We start from the raw sequence: 24,786 nt of genomic DNA on the forward strand, positions 1-24,786 counted from the left end.
ATAGCATACGTATAATTTTTTGGGTGCTTAGAAGCTTGCTTTCGCCTGCCTTGCCCCTTAATCGCAGGTACCCCGATTCAGGTTCAATCTTTGTGAAAAAATTTTTGAAAAAAGATGAAAAACCTTCCGCGTCACGAAGTTAAAAATTTATTGAACCGGGCAGCCCGGGGCGATCATTCAGCCTCAAGTCGGCTTTACGCCTTTTACCAACCCGGGGTCTACGGATTTATCCAAAAGAGCGTCTGGGACGAAAGCGCTGCCGACGAACTGACGGTCGAGACAATGGATACAGCGTTCCGCAAACCCGATGCCTACAACGGGTTGGCCGAGTTTTCCACTTGGCTGTGTGGGATTGCCCAAAACAAGGTGAGGGAATGGCGGCGTAAAAACGCCAAGTATTTGAGGGAAGTCAGCGTCGACGATCCGCACATCCTGGACGCTGCCCTGGACCCGGTGTGGGATGCACTCTCTTTAATTGAAGAACGCGAACTGGGCGACGCGATCCTGGAATGCATGGGGAAATTGCCAGAAGCACAACGTGATGCGATTTATTGGACTGCCGTTGAAAACTGCAGTCTCGAAGAAACGGCTTTAAAAATGGAAGTCGCCGGCGGGACCATTAAGTCCCGGCTCTTTTACGCAAGGCGCGCAATTCGTCATTGCCTGGAACGGGCGGTAGGCGAGGACTACCTGGGAGGAAAAATTGGATGATGTAACGCGCAGGCGCGAATTCCGCACCTTATTGCCGTTTTATATCAACGGCACCCTGGATGAAACCCAGACCAAAATGATGGAGGAATACCTGGCGGCGCACCCGCGGGCAAAAGATGAATATCTGTTTGCCAAGCGCCTGGCCGAAGCCGCCAACCTGCCCATTGAACGGCGCGATCCCATGGCCGGCTACGACATTATCAAGGCGCGCATAGACGCGCGCCTGGCCGAGGGCACGCCAAGCCTGTTCAGCCGTTGGCGCGAGCAATTCCGCGCGTGGGGCTTTACCCCGGCACTGACCCTGACCCTGGCCTTCTGCAGCGTGCAGCTGGTACTGTCCGGCGCCATTGTCCTGCCAGCCCAGAAGCCGGAGGTCAACCTCACGCGCGGCGTGGCGACAGCGCAGCAGCGTGTGCACCTGAAGGTCAGCATCAAACGCAATGCCGCCTACGGCGACGTGGTGGCCCTGCTGACGCGCGAGCGTTGCCATATCGTCTGGGGGCCGACGCCATCCGGCGAACTATGGCTGGCGCTCGACGAACCGCGCGACGTGCCGCGCGTGCGTCAAGCGCTGGCCCAATCGGCGCTGGTTGAGGACGTACTGGAGATACAGCAGCCATGAAGCGGCGTCACCTGCTTGCCCTGGGCGCCCTGTCTTGGTGGCCGACACTCGGACTGGCGGCAGCGGCCCAGAGCCAGCCGCCGGGACGCTTTGCGCTGGTGATCGGCAACGGAGCCTACAACACCAACGCATTGCCGAATACCCGGCCCGATGCCCAGCTCATTGCCGCGACGCTGGAGAAGGCCGGGTTTGCGGTCAGCCTGAAGAAGGACCTGGACCGCAGCACCATGTTCGAGGCCGTACGGCGCTTTGCGGCCGACTTGCCGGCCGGCTCCACCGCGCTGGTGTACTACGCGGGCCATGGCATGCAAATCAGCGGCAACAACTACCTGTTGCCGGTCGATATCACGCCCACCAGCGAAGCCGGCCTGGCGCAACGCGCCTTCCCCTTGCAGGCCCTGCACGAAAGGCTGGCGCTGGCGCGCTCTGCCGTCAACATCATCATCCTGGATGCCTGCCGCAACAATCCTTTCCAACCGGTGCCGGCTGTGCGCCTGCGCAGTTATGCCAACCTGGGCCTGGCTGGCAGCAGCGTGCCACGCGGGACCCTGGTGGCCTATTCCACGGCGCCCGGCCAACTGGCCGAGGATGGCACCGGGCGCAAACACAGCATTTACACGGAAACCCTGGCCGGGCTGCTCAGCCAGCCAGGCCTGACCGCCGAAAACCTGTTCCGCCGCCTGTCGGACGAGGTGCGGCGCCGCACGCTGGAAGACCAGCAACCGTGGTACGAATCCTCGCTGGCGGGCGACTTTTACTTCGTGCCGCCGCCGGGTTGGCGTCCACCGGCGGCAGGCAGTCCGGCCGCCAACACCGCTGCCGGGCGCGCCAGCCCGCGCTATCGCGGCGCCGGCTCGATTGGCAGCACCGGTGAGGACAGCTGGTACCGCGATATGGATGAACGGGCCTGGACCGAGCTCGACTTCACTATCGAACAGCGCGCACAGCAGGCCGACACGACCGAGCTGGCGCGCCTGGAGAAGCAGGCTGCCAAGGGCAACGTGGTGGCGATGACGACCCTGGCGCTGGCCAAAATGCAGGGCCAGCCCAAAGGCGCACGCAACCGGACAGCGGAAAACTGGCTGCGCAAAGCAGCCAAGCTGGATTTCCCGGTGGCGCAGACCGAGCTGGCCGAACAAATGTACAAGGGCCGCGTGGAAGGCGGCAAGCAGGAAGCGATCCGCTTGTTTGAACGGGCCGCGCTGGCCAACTACCCGCGCGCCCGCATCGACCTGGCCCAGGTGCGTTACGAGAGCAAGCCCAGCACCGAATCGATGCAGCAATTGCTGGATAGCCTGGTGGGCAACAGCAAGAAAATGATGAAGCAATAACGAGAAAAATATGGATAACGATACCCGGCGCGCCGCTTGCGGGGCATGTGGCACGCCTTACGCCGAAGACGCGGCGTTTTGCGACAACTGCGGCGTGGCTGCCGCTACCGAAGCGGCTTCGGCCCAGGCTGCGCCTGTCAGCGAGACGCTGGCCAAGATCCGCTCGCTGGTGCGCGACAAGACACGCTTCGAGCCGGAAGATATCCAGCCGGTGAGCGAGGACGATGCGGAGTATCCATATGAAATGGAAGTAGGCTATGCGTTCGAGGCACGCGTGGAAGAACGTAACATCAACGGCCACTTCAAACCCCGCAGCTCGGACGTGCGCGGAGAATCCATGCTGGACAACTGGGGCCATGCCGCCAGCCAGCGGCCTGGCATGCTGCGGCAGGCAATGGATAAGCTGGAACAACAGCTGCGCGACCCGGAGACCGCCTACAACCAGGTGGAATCGGGCCTGTACCTGGGCGCCGCAGTCCGCTATTACGACCTGGATACCTGCACCGGCTGCGCCGGCCAGGGCAAGAACCGGTGCCATGTATGCCACGGGCGCGGCAGTGAAGGCTGCCACCATTGCTACGGCAACCTGCAAATCAACTGCACCAACTTCAGCTGTTCATTCGGCAAGGTCAATTGCAGCAACTGCTACGGCAGCGGGCAAACGCAAAGGACGGAGTACTACACCGAGTACGTGACCGTCTACCACAACAACGGTTCCGAAACCGTGAGCCAGCCGCGTTCGCGGACTGTGTACGACCGCTGCAACGTGTGCTTCGGCGGCAAGGTCGACTGCGGCACTTGCTATGGCACCGCCAAGATCCGCTGCCCAACCTGCTTCGGCACCGGCGAGATCCGCTGCAATACTTGCGCCGGCAGGGGTGAACTGAAATGCACACCATGCGACGGTTCCGGCGAGGTGGGCGGCATTGCCTGGAGCGACGTGCACGTGGCAGCCACCCATGCCGTGGCCAGCGCGGACGGCATGCCGGACGATGCGCGCCAGATCGTGCAGAAGGAGGGCCCGCACCCGCTTGCGGCACAGGCCAGCGGCGTGCGCATGCGCGCACTGCAGCGGATTGGCCAGGACGAGGGCATGGTGGTGCGCTACAAGATGCCGGTGCGCCTGGTGCGGCTGGCAGCGCAGTGCGGCGAGGCGTGCTACAAGCTGGTGGCCTATGGCCGCGAGCTGCGCTGGCTGACCCTGGACAATATGGTGGAAGACCTGCTGCAGCGCGACCTGCAAGCCTTGAACCGGGCACTGGCCCTGATGGCGGACGATGGCCTATTCGCCACCGATGTGCAAAAGCTGCTCGAACCATTGCAGCACGTGGCCGCCTCGGAACTGAACGCCGACGTGGTGGAAGCGGTGCTCGATGGCGAAGCAGCGGCCGGCCATGCCGGCGTGATTTCCCAACAATATGCCGAGACCATCGAGAAGGCGGTATTGGGCTCCCTGCGCCATGTCTACACCCGCTTCGCCAAACGCAACTGGTGGCAAGGGATGCTGGCCGCGCTGCTGCTGGCGCTGGGCGGCTGGTGGTGGTCGGGCCTGGTGGCCGGCCTGCTGCTGGGCGCCCTGGCACTGCCCGCCAGCCTGTGGCTATTCCGCCATCGCCTGCGCAAGGTATTGGCACAGGCCTTGGGCGGGGATGCCAAAGCCTTGCGTGCCATGGCATTGGCGCGCAAAGGCAAGCGCGACCGCACCGCGACGTTCCTGGTACTGGCGCCAGTAGTGCTGGCACTGGCGGGCAGCGCCTGGCTCCTCCCCAAGCAAGGCCCGCATGCCAGCGCGGCCACGGCAGCCGGTGCGCAGCGGCCCTCCCCGGCGGAACAGGGCGCTATTAGCGAAGCCATGAAACAGCACAAGTCGGGCGCGGTCGGTCCCGCGCGCGCCACGCTGGAAGTCCTGGCGCAGGACGGGAATAAGGCGGCCTACGGCCCCTACGGCTGGATGGTGTTGCTGGGCGAAGGCTTGAGCCCGGAACAGGCCCGCCAGTCGGATATGCGCCAGCGCGTCGAAGCGGCCCGTCCCTGGGCGGAAAAGGCGATGGCAGTGGACGATGCCTGGGGCTATGCCACGCAGGGAATGATCGAGATTAACAAGAACGGCGGCCACTTCGATATGGAGCAGGGACTGCGCCACCTGGAGTCGGCGGCCGAGCGGGGCCACCTGGGCGCCATGCATTTCCTCGGCATGATCCATTTCAAGGGCGTGAACGTACCGGTCGACCTGGTCAAAGCGCGCAAGTGGGTTGCCATGGGTGCCGCGCGCGACGAGCCTGCCGAACTGTATAACCTGGGCATGCTGGACTGGACCGGCGCCGGCCTGGACAAGCCGGACCGCGCCAGCGCCATGAACCATTGGCGCCGGGCCGCCAAGCTGGGCAACGAGAATGCACGCAAAGCCCTGAAAACGGGACGGCCAGTCGAATAGAAATGACGCTGCGATACTGCCGCGAAAGTGATAATCTCTGCGGATATCACTTTCAAAAGGATCAGCTATGCGTTTTTTCTCCACCACGGCTAAGTCGCTCGGTTTTGCGGTTGCCGCTTCTGTTCTCTCCTTCAGCGCCTTCGCACAAGGCTGGCCAAGCGGTAACGTCACGGTGGTAGTGCCGTGGCTGCCAGGCGGCCCATCGGACATTGCCGCGCGCCCGCTCGGTAAAGGCTTGAACGAAAACCTGGGCAAGCCGTTCGTCATCGACAACCGCGCCGGCGGCGGCGGCAATATCGGCACGGCTGCCGTGGTGCGCTCGAAGCCTGACGGCCAGACCCTGCTGGTCACCTCCAGCGCGCCGATCGTCATCAACCCAAGCCTGTACAAGAACATGAGCTTCGACCCGCTGAAGGACCTGGCGCCGGTCACCAACCTGCTGCGTGTGCCGCTGGTGCTGGTGGTGCACCCGTCCATGCCGGCGAAAAACCTGAAAGAGCTGATGGCCCACATCCAGTCGAAGAAGGGCGACTTCTCCTTCGCCTCGTCCGGCAACGGCACGCCGCAGCACCTGACCGGCGAGCTGTTCTCCAGCACCACCAAGCTGCAGATGAACCATGTACCGTACAAGGGTTCCGCACCGGCCATCTCCGACCTGCTGGGCGGCCACGTGCCGATGATGTTCGACAGCACCATCGCGATCATGCCGCACATTAAGAGCGGCAAAGTGAAGGTCATTGCCATCACCAGCGCCCAGCGCTCGCCGCTGCTGCCGGACGTGCCAACCTTCGCCGAATCCGGCCTGCCGACCATTGAGTCCTACGCCTGGTATGGCCTGTTCGCGCCGGCCGGCACGCCGAAGGACGTGATCGCCAAGATCAATGCCGAAGCCCAGAAAGTAATGAAGGGCGCCGACTTCCAGAAGGTATTGGCCGATACCGGCTCGGCCTACGTCGGCGACACCCCTGAAAACTTCAGCAAGTTCGTGCACGCCGAACATGCCAAGTGGGGCAAGGTGGTGAAGGATAGCGGCGCGACGGTCGACTAAACCGTTTCACATTGCCCGGTCTCACGGACCGGGCCGCGGAACGGGTCGTCGAGCAAGGAGAACCGTTCCGCCAGGAAGTCCACCAGCAAACGCGTCGCGGGCAGCATGCCGCGCCGCGTCGGCATCACCGCATACACCACCTCCGTTTTAGGCGCCCAACCGGGTAAAACTTCGACCAGCTGGCGCTGTGCCAGGTCGTGGTGTACCTGTGCGCTCGGCAACTGCACAATGCCGATGCCGGACAGGGCGGCGCGGCGCAGCATGTGCATATCGTTGACCGCCAGGCGTGGGCGGTGCTGCACGGTGCGAATGGCGCCCCCTTGGTGATACAAGGTCCAGCTGTAGTCGCGCTGCATGCGCCCATGGTATGCACTGGGGAAGCGCGCCAGGTCGTCCGGCGAGGCTGGTGTGCCCAAGCGCTGCAGCAAGTCGGGGCTGGCTACCAGGCGCTGCACGCGTTGCGACAACGCGCGCGAGATCAGGTCAGAATCCTCCACTGGCGGCACACGCACGCGCAGCGCGATGTCCACGCCCTCCGCCACTACGTCCACCACGCGGTTGGTGGCCTCCAGCTGCACCTCGACGCGCGGATACTGCACCATGAACTGCGTCACCATCAGGCCTACACACTCCTCCAGCAAGGCGATCGGGCAAGTCAGCCGCAGCAGGCCGGCCGGCTCGTTGCTGCTCATGGCGATCGATTCCTCGGCCGCCGTCGCTGCCGCCAACATGGCGCGGCAGTGTGTGTAATAGGTCTGGCCCACCTCTGTCGCCTTGAAACTGCGCGTATTGCGCACGATCAGGCGTACGCCCAGGCGTTCTTCGAGCAGGGCGATACGCCGGCTCAGGCTCGATTTGGGGATGCCGAGCGCACGGGCGGTGGGATTGAAGCCGCCATTGTCGATCACCATCACAAAATACTGTAAGTCGTTCAGGTCAAGCATGGGCGACGTGTTGCAGAGAAGGGTTATCAAATCAGAAAGCGGGCGGCAGTTTAGCACGCATGCGGGGACGTCACTGTCCCACAGGCGGGAAGGTCCTGGCCGTTTCCAGTGACTAGTGGTAGCCATCTATACAAACCTAGAATTGGCCCGCTTTTTCCCGACCATCCACGCAAGGAACCCGGCCATGACCACCCAGCTTTCCACCCTCGACCGCTTTGAAATCTTCGAGCAACTGCACCTGCACCAGCGCTATATCGACAATGACGCCAGCCGCGCATCAGCGGAAAAATACGTCTCGCTGTATTGGCCGGAGGCCAGGTTCACCGTCAACGACATCCGCCAGAATGTCTTCAGCGGCGCGGCCGGCCTGAAGCAACTGTACGACTACGCGCACAGCGTGTTCCCAATGAAGCGCATGCGCCATTCGCTGGGCACCTTCGTCATCGACGGCGCGGGCGACAAGGCCAGCGTGGAGTGGAACTGGGTTGTCACCTGGCGCGAGGGTGACGAAGGCTTCCTCTCCACCGGCACCTACTTTGACAAGTTTGAAAAGCGCGGCGGCGTATGGAAGTGCATCGACCGTACCTCGCACGTTGACCCGAACTGGCCTGCCGAAAAGTTCCAGCCCTGGGTCGACCGCCAGGACGAGACTTTCAAAGCATCCTGAGGCGCGACCATGATCCAGCTTCAAGACGAAGCGCTGCTGGAAGATCTGCTGGCCGCGATTCACGCGACTTTCGGCCACCATACAGGCTATCGGGCCACCCATTCGAAGGGTATCGTGGCGCACGGCACCTTCACTGCGGCGCCCGAGGCAGCCCGCCTGTCGCGGGCGGCCCACTTGCAGGGGCAGCCGGTGCCAGTCACGGTGCGCTTCAGCAATTTCAGCGGCGTGCCGCAAACGCCAGACGGCGACATGATGGCCAGCCCGCGAGGCCTGGGCATCCGCTTCCATGCGGGAGAGGGTGCAGGCACGGATATCGTGGCGCATTCCTTCGACGGTTTCCCCGTGGCGACGCCGCGCGAATTCCTGGCTTTCCTGCAAGGCATTGCAGCATCAGTTTCGCCCACCGCGCCTGATCCGGCGCCGCTGGAAACATTCCTGGCTTCCCACCCGCGTGCGCGCCATTACCTGGAGACAGTGAAGCCGCCGCCGCGCAGCTACACCACGATCCATTACTTCGGCATCAACGCCTTTGTACTGGCGGCTGCGGATGGCACGCTGAGCACGGGCCGCTACCGATTCGAACCTCTGGCGCCGCCCGAAACCGTGCCGGAACACGAAGTGCCAACGCTGGCGGAGAACTATCTTGCCGACGAGCTGGAGGCACGGCTGGCGCAAGGCCCGGCGGCGATGCGCCTGATATTCCAGCTGGCTGGCAACGGCGACGATACCGCCGACGGCTCGCAGCCTTGGCCGTATTACGGCCCGCAAGCACGACACGAGCAGGTGCTGGGCGAACTGCAAATCGAAGCACTCGCGAGCGACCAGGTGCAAGCCTCAAGCCAGTTGGCGCTCAACCCGGCGCGCCTGATTGACGGCGTACAGCTATCCGACGACCCCATGGTCCCGCTCCGCAACGCGCTGTACCGCCTGGCCGCCAGCCGCCGACGCTAACAACACCCCCTACATTTTTTTTTGGAGAAGACATATGCTGCGTAACACCATTGCTTCGGCCCTGCTGGCCGTATCCACACTGGGCGCACAGGCCCACACCAGCACAACCCCAGCCTCGGTAGTGCTGGTGCACGGCGCTTTCGCCGACGGCTCCGACTGGGCGCAGGTGATCCCACTGCTGCAAGCGAAGGGCTTGCATGTACAGGCCGTGCAGAACAGCCTTGACTCGCTGGCCGGCGACGCCGCCGCCACGCGCCGCGCTATCGACGCGGCGCCGGGCAAGGTGGTGCTGGTCGGCCACTCGTGGGGCGGCAGCGTCATCACCGAAGCCGGTACCCACGACAAGGTTGCAGCGCTGGTCTACGTCGCCGCGTTCGCACCGGGCACCGGCCAGGCCACCGGCGAGCTGGGAAGGAACCATCCACCCTCGCCGGGTGAACGCGAGTTCGTCGTGGACGCGCATGGCTACCTGACGCTGTCGGCACAAGGCATGCGCAACGATTTCGCACAGGACCTGCCGGCTGCGACCACCACCTTGATGGCCGCAACCCAGGGCGCGATCCACGCCAAAGCATTTGGTGAGCCGATCAGCACCGCCGCTTGGAGCAGCAAACCGTCCTGGTACATCGTGAGCGAGCAAGACCGCATGATCCCGCCGGACCTGCAGCGCAGCATGGCGGGCCGCATCAAGGCCAAGACCAGCAGCCTGCCTGCCAGCCACGTGCCGCACCGTTCCCACCCGGCCGCAGTTGCCCAGGTAATCCTGGAAGCCGCCGGTATCCAGCAATAATTCAACAGGAGACAACATGGCCAAGGTTCTGGTCCTTTATTACTCTTCCTACGGGCATATCGAGCACATGGCGCATGCCATTGCAGAAGGCGCGAGCGCGGCCGGCGCAAGTGTGGATGTGAAGCGCGTGCCGGAAACAGTGCCGGTGGAAGTGGCACAACGCGGACGCTTCAAGCTTGACCAGTTGGCGCCGGTCGCCACCGCCGCAGATCTGGAACACTACGACGCCATCGTCATCGGCACGCCGACCCGCTATGGCCGCATGGCTTCGCAGATGGCCGCTTTCCTCGACCAGACCGGCGGCATGTGGGCGCGCGGCGCCTTCAACGGCAAGGTCGGCGCGGCATTCACCTCCACCGGCACGCAGCATGGCGGCCATGAGCAGACTCTGTTCTCGGTCATTACGAACTTGCTGCACTTCGGTATGGTCATCGTTGGCATGCCTTACAGCCATACCGGCCAGATGAGCTCCGACGAAATCGTGGGCGGCTCTCCTTACGGCGCGGGCACCATCGCCGGCAACGACGGGTCGCGCCAGCCCAGCGCCATCGACCTTGCCGGCGCGCGCCACCAGGGCGAGCTGGTCGCGCAGACCGCCATCAAGCTGTTCGGTTAAACCACCTTGAATACGATATCCATGAACTCCAATTTCTCTGTACAAGAATTGCCCGGCACCGTGGACGTGCTGGTAGTGGGCGGCGGCTCGGCCGGCGCAGTGCTGGCCTCGCGCCTGAGCGAACGCGCTGACCGCAATGTGCTGCTGCTGGAAGCTGGCCCGGCGCATCCTGCCTGGTCTTACCCCGCAAATATCAGCAGCAGCGACAGCCTTGGAGGCGACCCGCAGCACGAGTGGGGTTACCGCAGCGAACCAGGCTACATCGGCCACGCGGTCGGCGCCCTGCGCGGCAAAGTATTGGGAGGCAGCTCCGCCATTAATGGCGCAGTGGCGATCCGCGCCCGTGCCAGCGACCTGCAGCACTGGAACCTGCCCGGCTGGTCGTACGAGGACCTGCTGCCGTCGTTCAAGCGCCTGGAAGACAGCGACGGCGGCGCCACCGAACTGCATGGCGCCGGCGGCCCACTACCGGTGCGCCAGTTGACGCGCGAAGACATCACGCCGATGCAACGCGCCTTCACCGATGCCGCACGCGCCGAGGGTTATGCTGCCGTGGGCGACTTCGATGGCCCGAACCCGCACGGCGTCGGCCCATACCGCATGAATGTGGTGAACGGCGTACGCGTCAATACCGGCATGGCTTACCTGGGCAACGGGGTACGCGCACGCCGCAACCTGCACGTGCATGGCGGCGTGACCGTGGATCGCGTGCTATTCGAGGGCAAGCAGGCGGTCGGCGTGCGCCTGGCGGATGGCCAGATGATCAAGGCCAGAGAAATTGTGCTCAGTGCCGGTGCCTACGGCAGCGCCGCCATCCTGCTGCGTTCCGGCGTTGGCCCGGCCGATGAGCTGGCGGCAATCGATATCCAGCCGGTAGCAGACCTACCGGTGGGCCGCCGACTGAAAGACCACCCGTTTTACTACAACGCCTACGCCGCACGGCCCGAGGTGATCGGCGCGCAATCGCCCGCCATCGGCGCCAAGCTGTGGACCCGCAGCAGCCTGGCCAAGCCAGGCGAGCTGGATCTGCACATTACCGCGACCCACCTGTTCCCGCATGAGCTGAGCCCGACCAAGATTGGCTTCGTACTTGCCGTGGCGCTGACGCTGCCGCAATCCGTTGGCACTTTGCGCCTTAAGTCGCGCGATCCGCTGGCAGCGCCATCGATCGACCTGAATTTCCTGGCCGATGCGGGCGACCGCGCACGCTTGCTGGAAGGGGTGAAGCTGGCACGCAAGCTGGGCCAATCCGAGCCGCTGTCCTCGATGGTGCACGCCGAGCTGTCGCCTGGTGCCGGCGTTGAAGACGACGCCACCATCGAGCGCTCCATCCGCGACACGCTGGACACCTACCACCACCCGACATCCACCGTGCCGATGGGACGCGACGGCGATCCGCATGCAGTGCTGGACCTGGAATGCCGTGTGCGCGGGCTGCAGGGCCTGCGCGTAATCGACGCGTCCGTTTTCCCCGACACCGTTTCGGTCGCCACCAATATCACCACCATTGCAGTTGCCGAACACGCAGCTGCCCGTTTTTTCTGAATGCGCAGGATTAGCCATGAATAAAACTGAACACAACCCGCTCGCGCGGCACTGGATCAACGGCGAATGGCTGGCCTCCGCCGCCACCACCAACTCTTTCAATCCCGCCACCGGCGAGGTGATCGGCCAATACGCCGATGGCGGAGCCCATGAAGCGCAACTGGCCATCAGCGCTGCCCGCAAAGCCTTCGAGCTGGGCAACTGGTCGGAAGATGCGCTGCTGCGCGCCCGCGTGCTGGAAGAACTGGCCGCCGCTTTTGAGCGCCACCGTGAAGAACTGATCGAACTGCTGGCATTAGAGAACGGCAAAATCAAGCCGGAAGCAGGCTTTGAAGTCGATATGGCACCATCCAAACTGCGCTTCGCCGGCGCGCTGGCGCGCACGGAGTTCGGCCGCAGCGGGACGCCGCGCACCAATGCGGTCTCCGTGCTGCTGCGCGAGCCGGTTGGCGTGGCCGGTATCATGGTGCCGTGGAATTCACCCGTGATTCTGATGGTGCGCTCACTGGCACCGGCACTGGCTGCCGGCACAACGGTGGTGATCAAGATGCCTGGCCAAACAGCGCAAGTCAATGCGCTGGTGGCCCGCATTATGTCGGAAGCCCCATCGCTGCCGCGCGGCGTCATCAACCTGTTCACCGAATCGGGGGCGGAAGGCGCCAAGCTGATGGTGGCGTCGCCCGACGTACCCTCGATCAGCTTCACCGGATCGACCCGCACCGGCCAAGCCATTTCCGCTGTCGGCGCGCAGCAGCTCAAGCGCTTCGGTTTGGAACTGGGCGGCAAGACGCCGCACCTGCTGTTCTGCGATGCGGACCTGGACGAAGCGCTGCCAGTCATCGCCAAATCGCTGACCGTGTTTGCCGGCCAGTTCTGCATGACCGGGTCGCGGCTGCTGGTGCACAGCTCTATTGCGGCGCAAGTGCGCGAACGCCTGGCAGCACTGCTGGCGGCCGTGCGTGTCGGCCCAGCCGCCGATCCGTCCAGCGATATGGGACCGCTGATCGACCGGGCCAATGTGGCACGTGTTGATGCTGTGGTAAGCCAGGCCATCGCCTCCGGCGCGAAAGTGCTACTGCGCGGCGGCCCGCTGAGTGAAGGGCCACTCGCTGCAGGCGCCTTCTACCGCCCGACGCTGCTGGAAGTGTATGACGCCAAAATGCCTATCGTGCAGCAGGAAACCTTCGGTCCGGTGATGACGTTACAGGTATTCGACTCCGAAGAGGAAGTCGTGACGCTGGCCAACGACAGCGAATACGGCCTCGCCGCCGCCGTCTGGACCCGCGATGTCAAACGATCGCTGCGCGTGGCGCGCAAGATAAAGGCTGGCACGATCTGGATCAACGACTGGGCCCAGGTGTTCGATGAGTTTGAAGAAGGCGGCTACAAGCAATCCGGCCAGGGTCGCCTGAACGGCGTGTCATCGATCGACGACTTCCTGGAGTGCAAACACATCACCTTCACCAAGCTGTGAACGAGGGTACGGCAGACCAGGCCACCCTGCTGGTGCAGCATGCGATCGCCCCGGCGGATAGGGGGCGGTATGAAGCCTGGATCGCCGTCGTTACCCTGGAATGCCAACGCTTCGTCGGCTTCCAGGGTGTAGCGGTGATGCGGCCGAAGAGGAAAGAAACTTTATACACGCTACTGGTGCATTTCTCCACGCACGCACAACTGCAAACCTGGCTCGGCTCGCAGCAGCGCTCGCGCCTGGTCAATGAGCTGCAACCCCTGCTGCTGCATGCCGAACGGGTGGAGGCCGGCATGGGCCTGTGGTTTATGCCGGCCATGCGCCAGCCGCGTCCGTTCAAGCAATTCCTGCTGACGCTGTCTGCCATTTATCCTCTGAGCCAGGGGGTTCCCATGCTGTTGCGCTGGCTGACCAGGGACTGGGGCTTGCCGCCCGCGCTGCAGCAATTGTGCGCGACAGTCCTGTTGGTCTGGCTGATGGTGTATGTGGTGATGCCGCGCTATGTGAAAGCTGTCTCTGGCTGGCTGTCCCGCTAAAGGCCGCACTGGCGGGGCTCCTGGGTCTTGCGAATCTGATTCACAGGCGTTGTTCCTTTAGCCGCATTTTTCCCTCGTTCCATCGGGCCTATTCTTCGGTCTCGATTTCACTACCTACCAACGAGGGATATATGAACCTGGACCTGAACCACAAAACCGCGCTGGTCAGCGCGTCCACTTCCGGTATCGGCTTCGCCATCGCGGACCGCCTGCTGCGGGAAGGCGCCACCGTCATCATCAATGGCCGCAGCGAAGCCACCGTCGCCCCGGCTGTGGCGGCATTGGCCGACAAGTACGGCGCCGAGCGGGTACTGGCGCTTGCGACAGACCTCAGCGTGCCCGGCGCGGAACAACAGGCCGCTGCCAAATTCCCCCAGATCGACATATTGGTCAACAATATGGGCACGTATGCGCTGAATGACTTCTTCAGCACGACGGACGCGGACTGGCAGCGCATGTTCGAGACCAACGTCTGGAGCGGCGTGCGCCTGGCCCGCACCTACATGAAAGCCATGCTGGAACGCGGGCATGGCCGGGTGATCTTTATCTCAAGCGAAGTGGCGCTGACGCCGATGGCCTCCATGGCCCATTACAGCGCCAGCAAAGCGACCCAGCTTTCCATTTCGCGCAGCTTGGCGGAGCTCACCAAAGGCACCGCGGTGACGGTCAACGCGGTGCTGCCCGGACCGACCGAAACGGAGAGCCTGAAGTCCTTCATCCAGTCCGTCAACCCTGGCCTGGCGTACGCCGACGCGGAGCGCAAGTTCATGGACGAAAACCGCCCTTCGTCGCTGATCTACCGCCTGGCGAAACCGGCGGAGGTGGCGAATGTGGTCGCCTTCCTGTCCAGCGAGCGCGCTGCCGTCATCAACGGTGCCGCCATCCGCGCCGAGGGCGGCACGGTCCAGACCATCGCTTGATGGAATTGCCGCCTGGCGCGATGGCACTGGTATGATTTGCCGTCGCCATTTGGCTTAGGGAGCAGGCTTGGATAATCGCAGCGGGGAAATGCTGGTTTTCGCAAAGGTGGTGGAAACGGGAGGCTTTTCCGCTGCGGCCGAATTGCTGAACATGTCGCCGTCGGCCGTCAGCAAACTGGTATCGCGGACCGAGGCGCGCCTTGGCGTGCAGCTATTCAAGCGTTCCACGCGCAGCATCACATTGACCGCCGAAGGACGTGAGTTTTACGCCAACTGCACCCGCATCCTGCAGGATATCGAGGATGCGGAACTCAGTGTGACGCAAGGATTTTCCCAGGTGCGCGGGCTGTTGCGCGTGAATGCGTCGCTGCCGTTTGGGCAGCATTACCTGCTGCCGCTCCTGCGCGAATTCAAAGCCATTTACCCGGAAGTAAAGATCGACATCTCTTTGACGGATTCCAAGATCGAACTTCAACGCGACGAGGTCGATGTCGCGATTCGCATGGGTCCCCTGCACGACGCCAGCTTCCGCGCGCGCCGGCTAGGCATCAGCAGGAAGGTCGTGGTTGCGGCGCCGTCCTACCTGGCGATCCATCCGGCACCGCAGGTTCCGGCTGACTTGCAGCACCACGACTGCCTGAACTTCAACTTCCGCCGCGCGCTGGATGAATGGCCATTTACGGTTGACGGCAAACTACTACACCTTGCGGTCGATGCGGCGATGAAGACGAACAATGGCGAGACCATGCGCGAACTTACGCTGCAAGGCTTGGGCATCAGCCGCTTGGGCATGTTCCACGTCTACGACGATATCCAGCGCGGCGACCTGGTCGAACTGCTACCGCAGTACAACGCTGGCGATGTTGAGGAGATCAACATCATCTTCCTGAACCAGAAGCACATCCCACCGCGCATCCGGACCTTCATTGATTTCGTAGTTGAGAAGCTGGCTCCCATCCTTGAACTCAAGGGCGACGCGAAGCGTTAGGATCCAGCCGCTCCCGCAGAACCGTAGCGTGCGTCCAGCCGCTTATTCCGGCCAAGACCGGGACTGCAAGTGGATCGCGGGGAGCGCGGCGCGTCATTGCGCGCCGCTTTCTCTTATTCCACCGTCACCGATTTGGCCAGGTTGCGTGGCTTGTCGACGTCGGTGCCGCGTGCCAGGGCGGTGTGGTAGGCCAGCAGCTGCAGGGCGACCACGTGCAGGATCGGGGACAGCGGGCCATAGTTCTCCGGCAGGCGGATCACGTGCAGGCCATCGCCGGAGGTGATGCGCGAGTCGACGTCGGCGAAGACGTAGAGCTGGCCGCCGCGTGCACGCACTTCCTGCATATTCGACTTCAGCTTCTCCAGCAGGGCGTCGTTGGGGGCGATGGTGACCACCGGCATTTCGTCGGTGACCAGCGCCAGCGGGCCGTGCTTCAGTTCGCCGGCGGGATAGGCTTCGGCGTGGATGTAGGAGATCTCTTTCAGCTTGAGCGCGCCTTCCAGGGCGATCGGGTAGTGCATGCCGCGGCCCAGGAACAGGGCGTTTTCTTTGCGCGCGAATTCTTCGGCCCAGGCGATGATCTGCGGTTCCAGCGCCAGCACGGAGCCGATGGCGGATGGCAGGTGGCGCATGGCTTTCAGGTGGGCGGCTTCCTGTTCATCGGTCAGCAGGCCGTTCACTTGCGCCAGGCTGAGGGTCAGCAGGAACAGGGCGGCCAGCTGGGTGGTGAAGGCTTTGGTGGAGGCCACGCCGACTTCCACGCCGGCGCGGGTGATGTAGGCGAGTTTGCACTCGCGCACCATGGCGCTGGTGGAGACATTGCAGATGGTCAGGGTGTGCTGCATGCCCAGTTCGCGTGCGTGCTTCAGGGCGGCGATGGTGTCGGCGGTTTCGCCGGACTGGGAGATGGTGACCACCAGGGTCTTCGGATTCGGCACGCTATCGCGGTAGCGGTATTCGGAGGCGATTTCCACGTTGACCGGGACTTTGGCGATGGATTCGATCCAGTACTTGGCAGTAAGGCCGGCGTAGTAGCTGGTGCCGCAGGCCAGGATCAGGACGCGGTCGATTTCCTTGAATACCTTGTAGGCGCCGTCGCCGAACAGCTCGGGCATGACGCCGGTGACGCCTTCCAGGGTGTCACCGACCACGCGTGGCTGTTCGAAGATCTCTTTCTGCATGAAGTGGCGGTATGGGCCCAGTTCGGCGGCGCCGGTGTGGGCGTGCACGGTCTTCACTTCGCGCTGCACTTGCTTGCCGTTGACGTCGACGATCCAGGTGCGGCCCAGCTGCAGGTCGACCACGTCGCCTTCTTCCAGGTAGATGATCTGGTCGGTGGTGCCGGCCAGCGCCATGGCGTCGGAGGCGACGAAGTTTTCACCCTGGCCCAGGCCGACGATCAGCGGCGAACCCTGGCGCGCTGCGACCACGCGGTGCGGTTCGTCGCGGCAGAACACGGCGATGGCGTAGGCGCCGTGCAGGCGCTTGACGGCCTGCTGCACGGTTTCAAACAGGTCGCCGTTGTACATGTGGGCAACCAGGTGGGCGATCACTTCGGTGTCGGTCTGGCTGGTGAAGACGTAGCCGAGCGCGGTCAGTTCGGCTCGCAGTTCGTCGTGGTTTTCAATGATGCCGTTGTGGACCAGGGCGATGCGGGCGGCGTCTTCACTTGGGGAGAAGTGCGGGTGGGCGTTGTGCGAGGCGGGGGCGCCGTGGGTGGCCCAGCGGGTGTGGGCGATGCCGGTGAAGCCGTTCAGGCCGCCTTCGTTGATCTGCTTTTCCAGGTCGGCCACGCGCGAGGTGCTGCGCGAGCGCTGCAGTTTGCCGTCCAGGTGCAGGGCGACGCCGCAGGAGTCATAGCCGCGGTATTCCAGGCGCTTCAGGCCCTCTACCAGGATAGGGGTGATGTTGCGCTGGGCGACAGCGCCGACGATACCGCACATATGAACCTCTTCTGAAAAAGTTAATTGATTGGATCGTAGAGCAGGCGCTAAGAAATTTGCTTTCTGTTTTGGCGATACAATGAAAGAATATTTCTTACCGCGCTTAGCGCGAAATATTCTTTCAAATTATGGACTTTGATGAAATTGATCGCCGAATCCTGAATGCATTGCAGAAGGATGCTTCCCAGACTAACGCGGAATTGGCTGCTGCTGTCCACGTTTCCCCGCCCACCTGTTTGCGCAGGGTCAAACATTTGCGCGAGAGCGGGGTGATCGAGCGCGAAGTGGCGCTGGTGGCGCCGGAAAAGGTGGGGGCGCACCTGACGGCGGTTGTGGAAATCTCTTTAGATATCCAGGCGGCGGAGCGCATGGCGGAGTTTGAGGCACTGGTAGCGCCGGAGCCGGCGGTGTTGCAGTGCTATCGCGTTTCCCCGGGGCCGGATTTTGTGCTGATTGTGCAGGTGGCGGATATGCCGGCCTACCATGCGCTGGCGCACCGTTTGTTCGCGGGCCAGGCCAATGTGCGCAATGTGAAGGCCTACTTTTCCACTTTCCGGAGCAAGTTCGAGACCAGCATTACGGTGTAAGGCGGTTATCCCCGGTTATACCGGGGTAAACACAGGCTTATGCACATATTCATCCACAGGGCCAGTTAGCCCGCTTGCGGTTTTCCCGCGTTTCCCACTGACTTTCCCCGCGTTTTCCGCAAGGTTTCCCACATCTTTATCCACAGTTTCAGGTTATCCATACTTATCAGCTGGTATTCCCCAAGTTTTTCCACAGAACCAGGTATCCGGCCTGCAGTGTGGACAAAAGGGGCATACCACTTGGGTGCTTATCCCATACCTGTACAGCGGTTTTCAGGCGGAAATGCACCAGCTTTTACACATCTTTATCCACAGCAGTAGAATGGGGTAATGAACTATCTCGCGCACATCTACTTGGCCCGCCACAGCGAAGCCGCCATGGTCGGGGCCATGCTGGGTGATTTTGTGAAGGCGAACGGCAGCGAGCACTACACGCCGGAGATCGCGAACGAAATTGCGCTGCACCGTTTTATCGATTCGTTCACGGACAGCCACCCGGTGGTGCTGGAGGCGAAGAGCCTGTTTGGCGAGGGGCGGCGGCGTTATGCGGGTATCGTGCTGGACGTGTTTTACGACCACGTCCTGAGCCAGCGCTGGGATGATTACTGCGAGGAGCCGCGCAGCCAGCTGATCGAGCGCTTTTACGGTGCGCTAGCGTCGCACGAGCAGCAATTGCCGGAGCGGCTGCGCGAAATCCTGCCTAAGCTGATCAAGCAGGACTGGCTGGGGGCCTATGGGGAGTTCAGCGGCGTCGAGCTGGCATTGACCCGGATGTCGGACAGGCTAAGCCGCAACGGCCACCTGCTGCGCGAGGGCATCGGGGAAGTGCAGCAGCACTACGAAGCGATCGCGCAAGGCTTTGACCGCTTCTTCCCCGAGCTGGTGAAGTTCACCTACCAGCGCCGCCGGCAGTTTTCGCTGGCTTAGGCCTTCTTGACCTTGACCGGGCGCTTCCAGCCTTCAATGGTCAGCTGCTTGGGGCGCGAGATGGTGAGTTTGCCGGCGGGGGCGTCTTTGGTCAGAGTGGTGCCGGCGCCGATGGTGGCGCCTGCGCCGACGGTGACCGGCGCCACCAGCTGGCTGTCGCTGCCGATGAAGGCGTCGTCTTCGATCACGGTGCGGAACTTGTTGGCGCCGTCGTAGTTGCAGGTGATGGTGCCGGCACCGACGTTCACGCGCGAGCCGATGGTGGCGTCCCCGATGTAGGCCAGGTGGTTGGCTTTGGAGTGGGCGGCAACCTGGCTGTTCTTGATTTCGACGAAGTTGCCAACGTGGACGTCTTCGCCCAGCTCGGTGCCGGGACGCAGGCGGGCGTATGGGCCGATCTGGGAGGCGGCGCCGACCACGGCGTCTTCGATGTGGGTGAAGGCTTTGATGTTGGCGCCGGCGCCGATGCGGGCGTTGACCAGCACGCAGTTCGGGCCGATGGTGGCGCCATCGGCGATTTCGACCTTGCCTTCGAAGACGCAGCCGACGTCGATAGTGACGTCGCGCCCGCAGCTCAGTTCGCCGCGCACGTCGATGCGGTTCGGGTCGGCCAGCGTGACGCCCTTGTCGAGCAGCGCGTTGGCGACGTTGCGCTGGTAGATGCGTTCCAGTTCGGCCAGCTGGGCCTTGCTGTTCACGCCCAGCACTTCCCATGGCGCGGCCGGGTGGGCGGAGACGACTTGCACGCCTTCTTCCACGGCCATGGCGACGATGTCGGTCAGGTAGTACTCGCCTTGTGCGTTTTCGTTCTTCAGCTTGCCCAGCCACTGCTTCAGCTTGGCGGTCGGGATCACCATGATGCCGGAGTTGATTTCCTTGATCAGGCGCTCGGCTTCTGTGGCATCCTTCTCTTCAACGATGCGCTGGATGGCGCCGCCGACGCGGACGATGCGGCCCAGGCCGAACGGGTTATCCTGCACCACGGTCAGGATGCCCAGTTTGTCCTTGCCGGCCGCATCCGCCAGGCGCTTGAGCGAGGCGGCGGAGGTCAGCGGCACGTCACCGTACAGCACCAGGGTCGGCTGGTCGTCGTCCAGGTGGGCCAGGCCTTGCTGCACGGCGTGGCCGGTGCCCAGTTGCGGCTCCTGCAGGGCGGCCGAGATCTCGGTGCCCGGCACGGCCTTGTGCTGCTCCAGCGAAGCCAGCACCGCTGCGCCGCCGTGCCCGTAAATAACGCACAATTTGGCCGGGGACAGGCTGCGCGCGGTGTCGATGACGTGGGACAACAGGGACTTGCCCGCAACGGGATGGAGTACTTTTGGCAGCGCCGACTGCATGCGCTTACCCATGCCTGCGGCGAGGATGACGACGTTCATAGACCGTGATTCTTGTGTGAGTTGAAATATGAAAAAGTTTAACACGTGCATCGTGCTGGCTTTTGCCATTCTGCTCGCAGCGTGCAGCTCCCTGCGCCTGGCGTATAACAACGCCGACACCCTGCTGTACTGGTGGCTGGACGCTTACGTCGACTTCGACAGTGCGCAGAAGGCGGAGGTCAAGCAGGACATCAATGAGTTCTTCCGCTGGCACCGCAAGACCCAGCTGCAGGACTATGTGCAGCTGCTGCAGCGCGGCCAGCGCCAGCTGAAGGGCGAGGTCACCCAGGCCGAGCTGCTGGCCAATTATGTGGATATCCGCGACCGCACCGAGGCCCTGCTGCTGCGTTCGGCGCCCGAGATCGCGGACATGGCGCTCTCGCTCAAGCCCGACCAGCTGGAAACCATGGAGAAGAAGTTCAACAAGAATAACGTCGACTTCCGCAGGAAGGTGATGAAGGGCGACCAGGAAGACCAGAACAAGTTCCGCTTCAAAAAGTCGATGGAGCAGTTCGAGCTGTGGTTCGGCGATTTCAGCAATGAGCAGGAAGCCATCATCCGCCGCGCTTCCGACGCGCGGCCGCTGAATAACGAGCTGTGGCTGGACGAACGGATCCGCCGCCAGCAGAAGGTGCTGGCGCTGGCGCGCAAGATCATGCTGGAGCAGCCCAGCAAGCAGGTCGCCACGCAATGGGTGGAAGACATGATCCGCACCAGCTTCGACCGGTTTGGCCATTCCGAGCGCAAAGCATTCTTCGACAGCTACACGCAAGGCACGGTGGAACTTGTGCACACAGTGCTGCGCATTGCCACGCCCGAGCAAAAGGCCCACGCGCACAAGCGCATGGAGGGTTGGATCAGGGACTTGAATACCCTGGCGGCGCAGGCGCAATAGGCCTGCGCCCATGGCGGGCATGAGATAATGCCGCCCATGCAAAAGAAGAAAGTCCCCAACCAGGTCCGCATCATCGGCGGCGACTGGAAGCGCACCCCGCTGCCCGTGCTGGAAGCACTGGGCCTGCGCCCGACGCCGGATCGCGTGCGCGAAACCGTCTTCAACTGGATCAACCACCTGCAGGACGCTCCCTGGAGCGAGACGCAGGTGCTGGACCTGTTCGCCGGCAGCGGCGCCCTCGGTTTCGAGGCCGCCAGCCGCGGCGCCGGCAAGGTCACCATGGTCGATGCCAACAGCGCCGTGGTGCGCCAGCTGGAAGCCAACCGTGAAAAGCTGAAGGCGAGCAATATCGCCATCCAGCGCGGCGACGCCCTGGCGACCGCCCAGGCGCTGGCCGGCCGCGGTGCGCGTTTCGACCTGATCTTCCTCGATCCGCCCTACCAGCAAGGTTTGCTGGAGCGTGCCCTGCCGCTGTGCCGCGCGCTGCTCAAAGAGGGCGGCCTGGTGTATGCGGAAGCCGAAGCGCCGCTGGCGCTGGCGGGCTGGGACGTGGTGCGCGCCGACAAGGCGGGCATGGTCTACTTCCACCTGCTGCAGGCGTTGCCTGAAAATGAGGCATAATCCTTCTTTATCCTGACGGGAGTCGTAATGGTTGTAGCAGTTTATCCGGGTACGTTCGACCCGCTGACCCGGGGTCACGAAGACCTGGTGCGCCGTGCATCGGGCCTGTTCGACACGCTGATCGTGGGCGTGGCCGACAGCCAGAACAAGCACCCGTTCTTCACCCTGGAAGAACGGCTGGAAATTGCCAATGAAGTGCTGGGCCATTATCCCAACGTCAAAGTCGAGAGCTTTTCCGGGCTGCTGAAGGACTTTGTGCGCGAACACGACGCGCGCGTGATCGTGCGCGGCCTGCGCGCGGTATCCGACTTCGAGTTCGAATTCCAGATGGCGGGCATGAACCGCTATATGCTGCCGGATGTGGAAACGCTGTTCCTGACCCCATCCGACCAGTACCAGTTCATCTCGGGCACGATCGTGCGCGAGATTGCCGAGCTTGGCGGTGATGTTTCCAAGTTTGTATTCCCCTCCGTCGACCGCTGGTTGCGGAAAAAGATCGCCGCCCGCAAAGGCGAGTAAGAAAGTATTGCCATGGCTTTAATGATTACCGACGACTGCATCAATTGCGACGTGTGCGAGCCCGAGTGCCCGAACGACGCGATTTACATGGGTCCGGAGATCTACGAAATTGATCCCAACAAGTGCACCGAATGCGTGGGGCACTTCGACGAACCGCAGTGCCAGCAGGTCTGTCCGGTTTCTTGCATTCCTTTCAACCCTGATTGGCGGGAAAGCAAGGAACAGCTGATGGCCAAGTTCGACAAGCTGCAAGCCGAAAAAGGCTGATGTCTCCCAAAATGGGTGGCTCTGCGTTATATTGCAAAAGGCTACCCATACCATCGGAGACAAAATGAGCTTTACCCGCCGCAAAATCATGCAAGGCGCAGTTGCCGCCGCCATCCTGGCTGCGAGCAGCCTGCCCGCGTTCGCCGCCGAAGTGGGCGGCATCAAATTTCCAGACACCGTCACGGTAGCCGGGCAAGAACTGGTGCTGAATGGCGCCGGTGTGCGCAGCAAGCTGGTGTTCAAAGTCTACGCGCTGGGTTTCTACCTGAAAGAGAAAAAAACCACAGTGGCCGACGTGCTGGCCTCGAGCGGCCCGCGCCGCATCCGCATCATGCCGATGCGCGACCTGACTTCGGATGACTTCGGCATGGCCTTCATGAAGGGCCTGAACGACAACGTCAGCGCGGACGAACGCACCAAGCTGCTGCCGCAGACCAAGGCATTCGGAGAAATGTTTGCCCAGTTCCCGGGCTTGAAGAAAGGTGACGAGCTGATCGTCGACTGGACGCCTGGCGTTGGCTCGCAAGCCACGCTGAACGGCAAGAAAGTGGGGGAAGTGCTGCCCGATGTGGCGTTCTTCAACGCCATCATGCGCATCTGGATCGGCGACAAGCCCGTGGATGCCGCCCTGAAACCTAAAATGCTGGTTGCGCCACAGTAATTGCTGCGCTGCGGAAGGCTTATGCGCGGCAGGCCATGGCGCGCAGTTCGGCGACGTGGCTCGGCGAGCCTTCCATCGAATTCAGCATACGCTTGAACATCATGGTGTCGCGCATCAGGCGGCGCTGCAGGCGTTCCTCTTTGCTCAACTTTGGCTTAACGACAAGCAGTGCGGCGCGGGCGATACCACGCAGCATAGGCTTGAACACGACGGCCAGCGCCAGCGCCAGGATCACCAGCGGCAGGTACTGCGCGAATTCGATGATGTTAATGTAAGTAGACATGGCAGTTTGCGAACCTATAGAATCTGATGACACTATAGTGCGGCGCAACATATAACGCCAATTCCGTTTCCCGATAACAATTATTATTGCGGTGAATGACCGATGAGCTTTCTGACCCTCGACCTCAACCTGTTGCGCGTTTTCGATGCCGTGATGACGGAACAGAACCTGACGCGCGCTGCCGGCCACCTGGCCATGACGCAGCCGGCGGTGTCGAACGCCATCAAGCGCCTGCGCGAAAGCCTGGGCGATGACCTGCTGATCCGCACCGCGTATGGCGTGAAGCCGACCCCACGCGCGGAGGCGCTGTGGCCGCAGGTGCGCAGCGCCCTGGCCGCGCTGGAAGCGGCGGTGACGCCGGGCACCTTCGACGTGTCCAAGACCCACGCCACCTTCCGCATGGCGATGGCGGATGCGACGGCGGCGTTCTGGCTGCCTTCCCTGATGCGTTCGATTGAACGCGAAGCGCCGGGCGTGAACATCCGCATGGTTCCTTTGACAACACGGGAACCGCGGCCGATGCTGCTGCGCGGGGATATCGACCTGGCGGTCGGCTTCTTCCCGGGCGTCGCCGCCCAGCTGATGAGCGAGCCAAGCTCGCCGATCCGCCACGAACGCCTGTATTCCGGGATTTACGTCGCCGTGATGCGGCGCGGCCACCCGCTGGCCAAGCAGGACCTCACGCTGGACAATTACTGCGCGGCCAACCACCTGCTGGTCAGCTTCTCCGGGCGGGCGCATGGCCTGGTGGACGAAGCGCTGGCCCAGTTGCAGCGCGAGCGCCGCATCCTGCTCACGGTGAACCAATTCTTCACCGCCGGCCGCGTGGTCGCCAATAGCGACCTGATCACGGTGCTGCCGAAGCACCTGGTGGCCTCCACCGGCATGACTGACGCGCTGATCTACAAAGAACTGCCGTTCCAGCTGCCGGCCGTCCACCTCGACATGCTCTGGCACGAACGCGACGCCCGCAGCCCAGCGCACAAATGGCTGCGCAGCCACCTTGAAGGCATGAACACCGTCGCCCAAAAAACCGCCCCCGGCACCACCCCGAAAAGCGATACCTACTAAAAATGTCCACCCTGGGGTCAGGAAAAAAAGTGGACATTTTTTTGGGAAATGTCCACTTTTCT

Annotated in this window: 26 protein-coding genes; 22 read left to right on the forward strand and 4 right to left on the reverse strand. The window is 62.8% G+C overall.

Features of this window, described 5'->3' with window-relative positions; translation table 11 throughout:
• Positions 1 to 114: 114 nt before the first annotated feature.
• From ACE3TQ_RS07355 to ACE3TQ_RS07375, 5 genes are all read left to right on the forward strand, one after another.
• The gene (locus tag ACE3TQ_RS07355; protein ID WP_374581364.1) at positions 115 to 711 is read left to right on the forward strand and encodes an RNA polymerase sigma factor; all 597 of its coding nucleotides are present in this window, start codon (positions 115 to 117) and stop codon (positions 709 to 711) included.
• Positions 704 to 1,333, forward strand: a complete 630-nt coding sequence (locus ACE3TQ_RS07360; RefSeq protein WP_374581365.1) for a hypothetical protein — start codon at positions 704 to 706, stop codon at positions 1,331 to 1,333. The genes ACE3TQ_RS07355 and ACE3TQ_RS07360 overlap by 8 nt, the downstream gene beginning before the upstream one ends.
• Positions 1,330 to 2,664, forward strand: coding sequence for a caspase family protein (locus ACE3TQ_RS07365; RefSeq protein ID WP_374581366.1), 1,335 nt, complete (start codon positions 1,330 to 1,332; stop codon positions 2,662 to 2,664). Before ACE3TQ_RS07360 ends, ACE3TQ_RS07365 begins: the two co-directional genes overlap by 4 nt.
• Positions 2,665 to 2,674: 10 nt before the next feature.
• Positions 2,675 to 5,098, forward strand: a complete 2,424-nt coding sequence (locus tag ACE3TQ_RS07370; protein ID WP_374581367.1) for a hypothetical protein — start codon at positions 2,675 to 2,677, stop codon at positions 5,096 to 5,098.
• A gap of 67 nt (positions 5,099 to 5,165) precedes the next feature.
• Positions 5,166 to 6,146 carry a Bug family tripartite tricarboxylate transporter substrate binding protein gene (locus ACE3TQ_RS07375; RefSeq protein WP_374581368.1) on the forward strand — a complete coding sequence of 327 codons (981 nt, stop codon included), beginning with the start codon at positions 5,166 to 5,168 and terminating at the stop codon, positions 6,144 to 6,146.
• Here the strand turns inward: ACE3TQ_RS07375 and ACE3TQ_RS07380 are convergent.
• A complete protein-coding gene (locus ACE3TQ_RS07380) occupies positions 6,143 to 7,090 on the reverse strand; it encodes a LysR substrate-binding domain-containing protein (RefSeq protein WP_374581369.1) in 948 nt (315 codons plus the stop codon). The two genes, ACE3TQ_RS07375 and ACE3TQ_RS07380, sit on opposite strands and share 4 nt — an antisense overlap.
• Before the next feature lie 184 nt (positions 7,091 to 7,274).
• On the opposite strand from ACE3TQ_RS07380, the gene ACE3TQ_RS07385 reads away from it, so the two are divergent.
• The 9 genes from ACE3TQ_RS07385 (at position 7,275) to ACE3TQ_RS07425 (ending at position 15,574) form a co-directional block, all read left to right on the forward strand.
• Positions 7,275 to 7,757, forward strand: coding sequence for a nuclear transport factor 2 family protein (locus ACE3TQ_RS07385; protein ID WP_374581370.1), 483 nt, complete (start codon positions 7,275 to 7,277; stop codon positions 7,755 to 7,757).
• Positions 7,758 to 7,766: 9 nt separating this feature from the next.
• Positions 7,767 to 8,708: a catalase family peroxidase gene (locus tag ACE3TQ_RS07390; protein ID WP_374581371.1), complete on the forward strand. Its 942-nt coding sequence runs from the start codon at positions 7,767 to 7,769 to the stop codon at positions 8,706 to 8,708.
• A 34-nt stretch (positions 8,709 to 8,742) separates the two neighbouring features.
• Positions 8,743 to 9,498 carry an alpha/beta fold hydrolase gene (locus tag ACE3TQ_RS07395; RefSeq protein WP_374581372.1) on the forward strand — a complete coding sequence of 252 codons (756 nt, stop codon included), beginning with the start codon at positions 8,743 to 8,745 and terminating at the stop codon, positions 9,496 to 9,498.
• Between the two features lie 16 nt (positions 9,499 to 9,514).
• Positions 9,515 to 10,114 carry an NAD(P)H:quinone oxidoreductase gene (gene wrbA / locus ACE3TQ_RS07400; RefSeq protein ID WP_374581373.1) on the forward strand — a complete coding sequence of 200 codons (600 nt, stop codon included), beginning with the start codon at positions 9,515 to 9,517 and terminating at the stop codon, positions 10,112 to 10,114.
• 21 nt (positions 10,115 to 10,135) lie between these two features.
• Positions 10,136 to 11,659, forward strand: coding sequence for a GMC family oxidoreductase (locus ACE3TQ_RS07405; protein WP_374581374.1), 1,524 nt, complete (start codon positions 10,136 to 10,138; stop codon positions 11,657 to 11,659).
• A gap of 16 nt (positions 11,660 to 11,675) precedes the next feature.
• A complete protein-coding gene (locus ACE3TQ_RS07410; protein WP_374581375.1) occupies positions 11,676 to 13,133 on the forward strand; it encodes an aldehyde dehydrogenase family protein in 1,458 nt (485 codons plus the stop codon).
• Complete coding sequence (locus ACE3TQ_RS07415; RefSeq protein ID WP_374581376.1) at positions 13,130 to 13,666, forward strand: hypothetical protein; 537 nt, start codon at positions 13,130 to 13,132, stop codon at positions 13,664 to 13,666. The genes ACE3TQ_RS07410 and ACE3TQ_RS07415 overlap by 4 nt, the downstream gene beginning before the upstream one ends.
• A gap of 131 nt (positions 13,667 to 13,797) precedes the next feature.
• Positions 13,798 to 14,586 carry an SDR family NAD(P)-dependent oxidoreductase gene (locus ACE3TQ_RS07420; RefSeq protein WP_374581378.1) on the forward strand — a complete coding sequence of 263 codons (789 nt, stop codon included), beginning with the start codon at positions 13,798 to 13,800 and terminating at the stop codon, positions 14,584 to 14,586.
• 67 nt (positions 14,587 to 14,653) lie between these two features.
• A complete protein-coding gene (locus ACE3TQ_RS07425) occupies positions 14,654 to 15,574 on the forward strand; it encodes a LysR family transcriptional regulator (protein WP_374581380.1) in 921 nt (306 codons plus the stop codon).
• 113 nt (positions 15,575 to 15,687) lie between these two features.
• Here the strand turns inward: ACE3TQ_RS07425 and glmS are convergent, their stop codons facing one another.
• A complete protein-coding gene (gene glmS, locus ACE3TQ_RS07430; RefSeq protein WP_374581381.1) occupies positions 15,688 to 17,517 on the reverse strand; it encodes a glutamine--fructose-6-phosphate transaminase (isomerizing) in 1,830 nt (609 codons plus the stop codon).
• 128 nt (positions 17,518 to 17,645) lie between these two features.
• On the opposite strand from glmS, the gene ACE3TQ_RS07435 reads away from it, so the two are divergent.
• Both ACE3TQ_RS07435 and ACE3TQ_RS07440 read left to right on the forward strand, forming a co-directional pair.
• Positions 17,646 to 18,104, forward strand: coding sequence for an Lrp/AsnC family transcriptional regulator (locus tag ACE3TQ_RS07435; protein WP_374581382.1), 459 nt, complete (start codon positions 17,646 to 17,648; stop codon positions 18,102 to 18,104).
• Between the two features lie 330 nt (positions 18,105 to 18,434).
• Positions 18,435 to 19,031: an ACP phosphodiesterase gene (locus ACE3TQ_RS07440; RefSeq protein WP_374581383.1), complete on the forward strand. Its 597-nt coding sequence runs from the start codon at positions 18,435 to 18,437 to the stop codon at positions 19,029 to 19,031.
• On the opposite strand, the gene glmU is transcribed toward ACE3TQ_RS07440, so the two are convergent.
• Positions 19,028 to 20,407, reverse strand: coding sequence for a bifunctional UDP-N-acetylglucosamine diphosphorylase/glucosamine-1-phosphate N-acetyltransferase GlmU (glmU, locus tag ACE3TQ_RS07445; RefSeq protein ID WP_374581384.1), 1,380 nt, complete (start codon positions 20,405 to 20,407; stop codon positions 19,028 to 19,030). The two genes, ACE3TQ_RS07440 and glmU, sit on opposite strands and share 4 nt — an antisense overlap.
• 28 nt (positions 20,408 to 20,435) lie before the next feature.
• Here glmU and ACE3TQ_RS07450 point away from each other — a divergent pair, with 28 nt between their 5' ends.
• From ACE3TQ_RS07450 to ACE3TQ_RS07470, 5 genes are all read left to right on the forward strand, one after another.
• Positions 20,436 to 21,302 carry a DUF6279 family lipoprotein gene (locus ACE3TQ_RS07450; RefSeq protein ID WP_374581385.1) on the forward strand — a complete coding sequence of 289 codons (867 nt, stop codon included), beginning with the start codon at positions 20,436 to 20,438 and terminating at the stop codon, positions 21,300 to 21,302.
• 27 nt (positions 21,303 to 21,329) lie between these two features.
• Complete coding sequence (gene rsmD, locus ACE3TQ_RS07455) at positions 21,330 to 21,923, forward strand: 16S rRNA (guanine(966)-N(2))-methyltransferase RsmD (RefSeq protein ID WP_374581386.1); 594 nt, start codon at positions 21,330 to 21,332, stop codon at positions 21,921 to 21,923.
• A gap of 27 nt (positions 21,924 to 21,950) precedes the next feature.
• Positions 21,951 to 22,442, forward strand: coding sequence for a pantetheine-phosphate adenylyltransferase (gene coaD / locus ACE3TQ_RS07460; protein ID WP_057262219.1), 492 nt, complete (start codon positions 21,951 to 21,953; stop codon positions 22,440 to 22,442).
• A gap of 12 nt (positions 22,443 to 22,454) precedes the next feature.
• Positions 22,455 to 22,709, forward strand: coding sequence for a YfhL family 4Fe-4S dicluster ferredoxin (locus tag ACE3TQ_RS07465; RefSeq protein WP_374581387.1), 255 nt, complete (start codon positions 22,455 to 22,457; stop codon positions 22,707 to 22,709).
• 64 nt (positions 22,710 to 22,773) lie between these two features.
• A complete protein-coding gene (locus tag ACE3TQ_RS07470) occupies positions 22,774 to 23,370 on the forward strand; it encodes a chalcone isomerase family protein (RefSeq protein ID WP_374581389.1) in 597 nt (198 codons plus the stop codon).
• Between the two features lie 19 nt (positions 23,371 to 23,389).
• Here the strand turns inward: ACE3TQ_RS07470 and ACE3TQ_RS07475 are convergent, their stop codons facing one another.
• Positions 23,390 to 23,653, reverse strand: coding sequence for a hypothetical protein (locus ACE3TQ_RS07475; RefSeq protein WP_374581390.1), 264 nt, complete (start codon positions 23,651 to 23,653; stop codon positions 23,390 to 23,392).
• Between the two features lie 102 nt (positions 23,654 to 23,755).
• Between ACE3TQ_RS07475 and ACE3TQ_RS07480 the strand changes: the two genes are divergently transcribed.
• Entirely contained in the window at positions 23,756 to 24,724 is a 969-nt protein-coding gene (locus tag ACE3TQ_RS07480) for a LysR family transcriptional regulator (protein WP_374581391.1), read from the forward strand.
• Positions 24,725 to 24,786: the final 62 nt, after the last annotated feature.

This window comes from Pseudoduganella sp. (genome assembly GCF_041914865.1).
In the GTDB taxonomy this organism is placed as follows: Bacteria; Pseudomonadota; Gammaproteobacteria; order Burkholderiales; family Burkholderiaceae_D; genus Rugamonas.

What these genes read in the sequence shown, in the direction of transcription:
- ACE3TQ_RS07435 (WP_374581382.1), top strand. Translation starts at nt 17,646, where the DNA reads ATGGACTTTGATGAAATTGATCGCCGAATCCTGAATGCATTGCAGAAG.
- ACE3TQ_RS07380 (WP_374581369.1), bottom strand. Translation starts at nt 7,090, where the DNA reads ATGCTTGACCTGAACGACTTACAGTATTTTGTGATGGTGATCGACAAT.
- rsmD (WP_374581386.1), top strand. Translation starts at nt 21,330, where the DNA reads ATGCCGCCCATGCAAAAGAAGAAAGTCCCCAACCAGGTCCGCATCATC.
- ACE3TQ_RS07465 (WP_374581387.1), top strand. Translation starts at nt 22,455, where the DNA reads ATGGCTTTAATGATTACCGACGACTGCATCAATTGCGACGTGTGCGAG.
- ACE3TQ_RS07385 (WP_374581370.1), top strand. Translation starts at nt 7,275, where the DNA reads ATGACCACCCAGCTTTCCACCCTCGACCGCTTTGAAATCTTCGAGCAA.
- ACE3TQ_RS07365 (WP_374581366.1), top strand. Translation starts at nt 1,330, where the DNA reads ATGAAGCGGCGTCACCTGCTTGCCCTGGGCGCCCTGTCTTGGTGGCCG.
- ACE3TQ_RS07370 (WP_374581367.1), top strand. Translation starts at nt 2,675, where the DNA reads ATGGATAACGATACCCGGCGCGCCGCTTGCGGGGCATGTGGCACGCCT.
- ACE3TQ_RS07410 (WP_374581375.1), top strand. Translation starts at nt 11,676, where the DNA reads ATGAATAAAACTGAACACAACCCGCTCGCGCGGCACTGGATCAACGGC.
- coaD (WP_057262219.1), top strand. Translation starts at nt 21,951, where the DNA reads ATGGTTGTAGCAGTTTATCCGGGTACGTTCGACCCGCTGACCCGGGGT.
- ACE3TQ_RS07355 (WP_374581364.1), top strand. Translation starts at nt 115, where the DNA reads ATGAAAAACCTTCCGCGTCACGAAGTTAAAAATTTATTGAACCGGGCA.
- ACE3TQ_RS07390 (WP_374581371.1), top strand. Translation starts at nt 7,767, where the DNA reads ATGATCCAGCTTCAAGACGAAGCGCTGCTGGAAGATCTGCTGGCCGCG.
- ACE3TQ_RS07440 (WP_374581383.1), top strand. Translation starts at nt 18,435, where the DNA reads ATGAACTATCTCGCGCACATCTACTTGGCCCGCCACAGCGAAGCCGCC.
- glmU (WP_374581384.1), bottom strand. Translation starts at nt 20,407, where the DNA reads ATGAACGTCGTCATCCTCGCCGCAGGCATGGGTAAGCGCATGCAGTCG.
- ACE3TQ_RS07420 (WP_374581378.1), top strand. Translation starts at nt 13,798, where the DNA reads ATGAACCTGGACCTGAACCACAAAACCGCGCTGGTCAGCGCGTCCACT.
- ACE3TQ_RS07480 (WP_374581391.1), top strand. Translation starts at nt 23,756, where the DNA reads ATGAGCTTTCTGACCCTCGACCTCAACCTGTTGCGCGTTTTCGATGCC.
- ACE3TQ_RS07405 (WP_374581374.1), top strand. Translation starts at nt 10,136, where the DNA reads ATGAACTCCAATTTCTCTGTACAAGAATTGCCCGGCACCGTGGACGTG.
- glmS (WP_374581381.1), bottom strand. Translation starts at nt 17,517, where the DNA reads ATGTGCGGTATCGTCGGCGCTGTCGCCCAGCGCAACATCACCCCTATC.
- ACE3TQ_RS07375 (WP_374581368.1), top strand. Translation starts at nt 5,166, where the DNA reads ATGCGTTTTTTCTCCACCACGGCTAAGTCGCTCGGTTTTGCGGTTGCC.
- ACE3TQ_RS07395 (WP_374581372.1), top strand. Translation starts at nt 8,743, where the DNA reads ATGCTGCGTAACACCATTGCTTCGGCCCTGCTGGCCGTATCCACACTG.
- ACE3TQ_RS07470 (WP_374581389.1), top strand. Translation starts at nt 22,774, where the DNA reads ATGAGCTTTACCCGCCGCAAAATCATGCAAGGCGCAGTTGCCGCCGCC.
- ACE3TQ_RS07450 (WP_374581385.1), top strand. Translation starts at nt 20,436, where the DNA reads ATGAAAAAGTTTAACACGTGCATCGTGCTGGCTTTTGCCATTCTGCTC.
- ACE3TQ_RS07475 (WP_374581390.1), bottom strand. Translation starts at nt 23,653, where the DNA reads ATGTCTACTTACATTAACATCATCGAATTCGCGCAGTACCTGCCGCTG.
- wrbA (WP_374581373.1), top strand. Translation starts at nt 9,515, where the DNA reads ATGGCCAAGGTTCTGGTCCTTTATTACTCTTCCTACGGGCATATCGAG.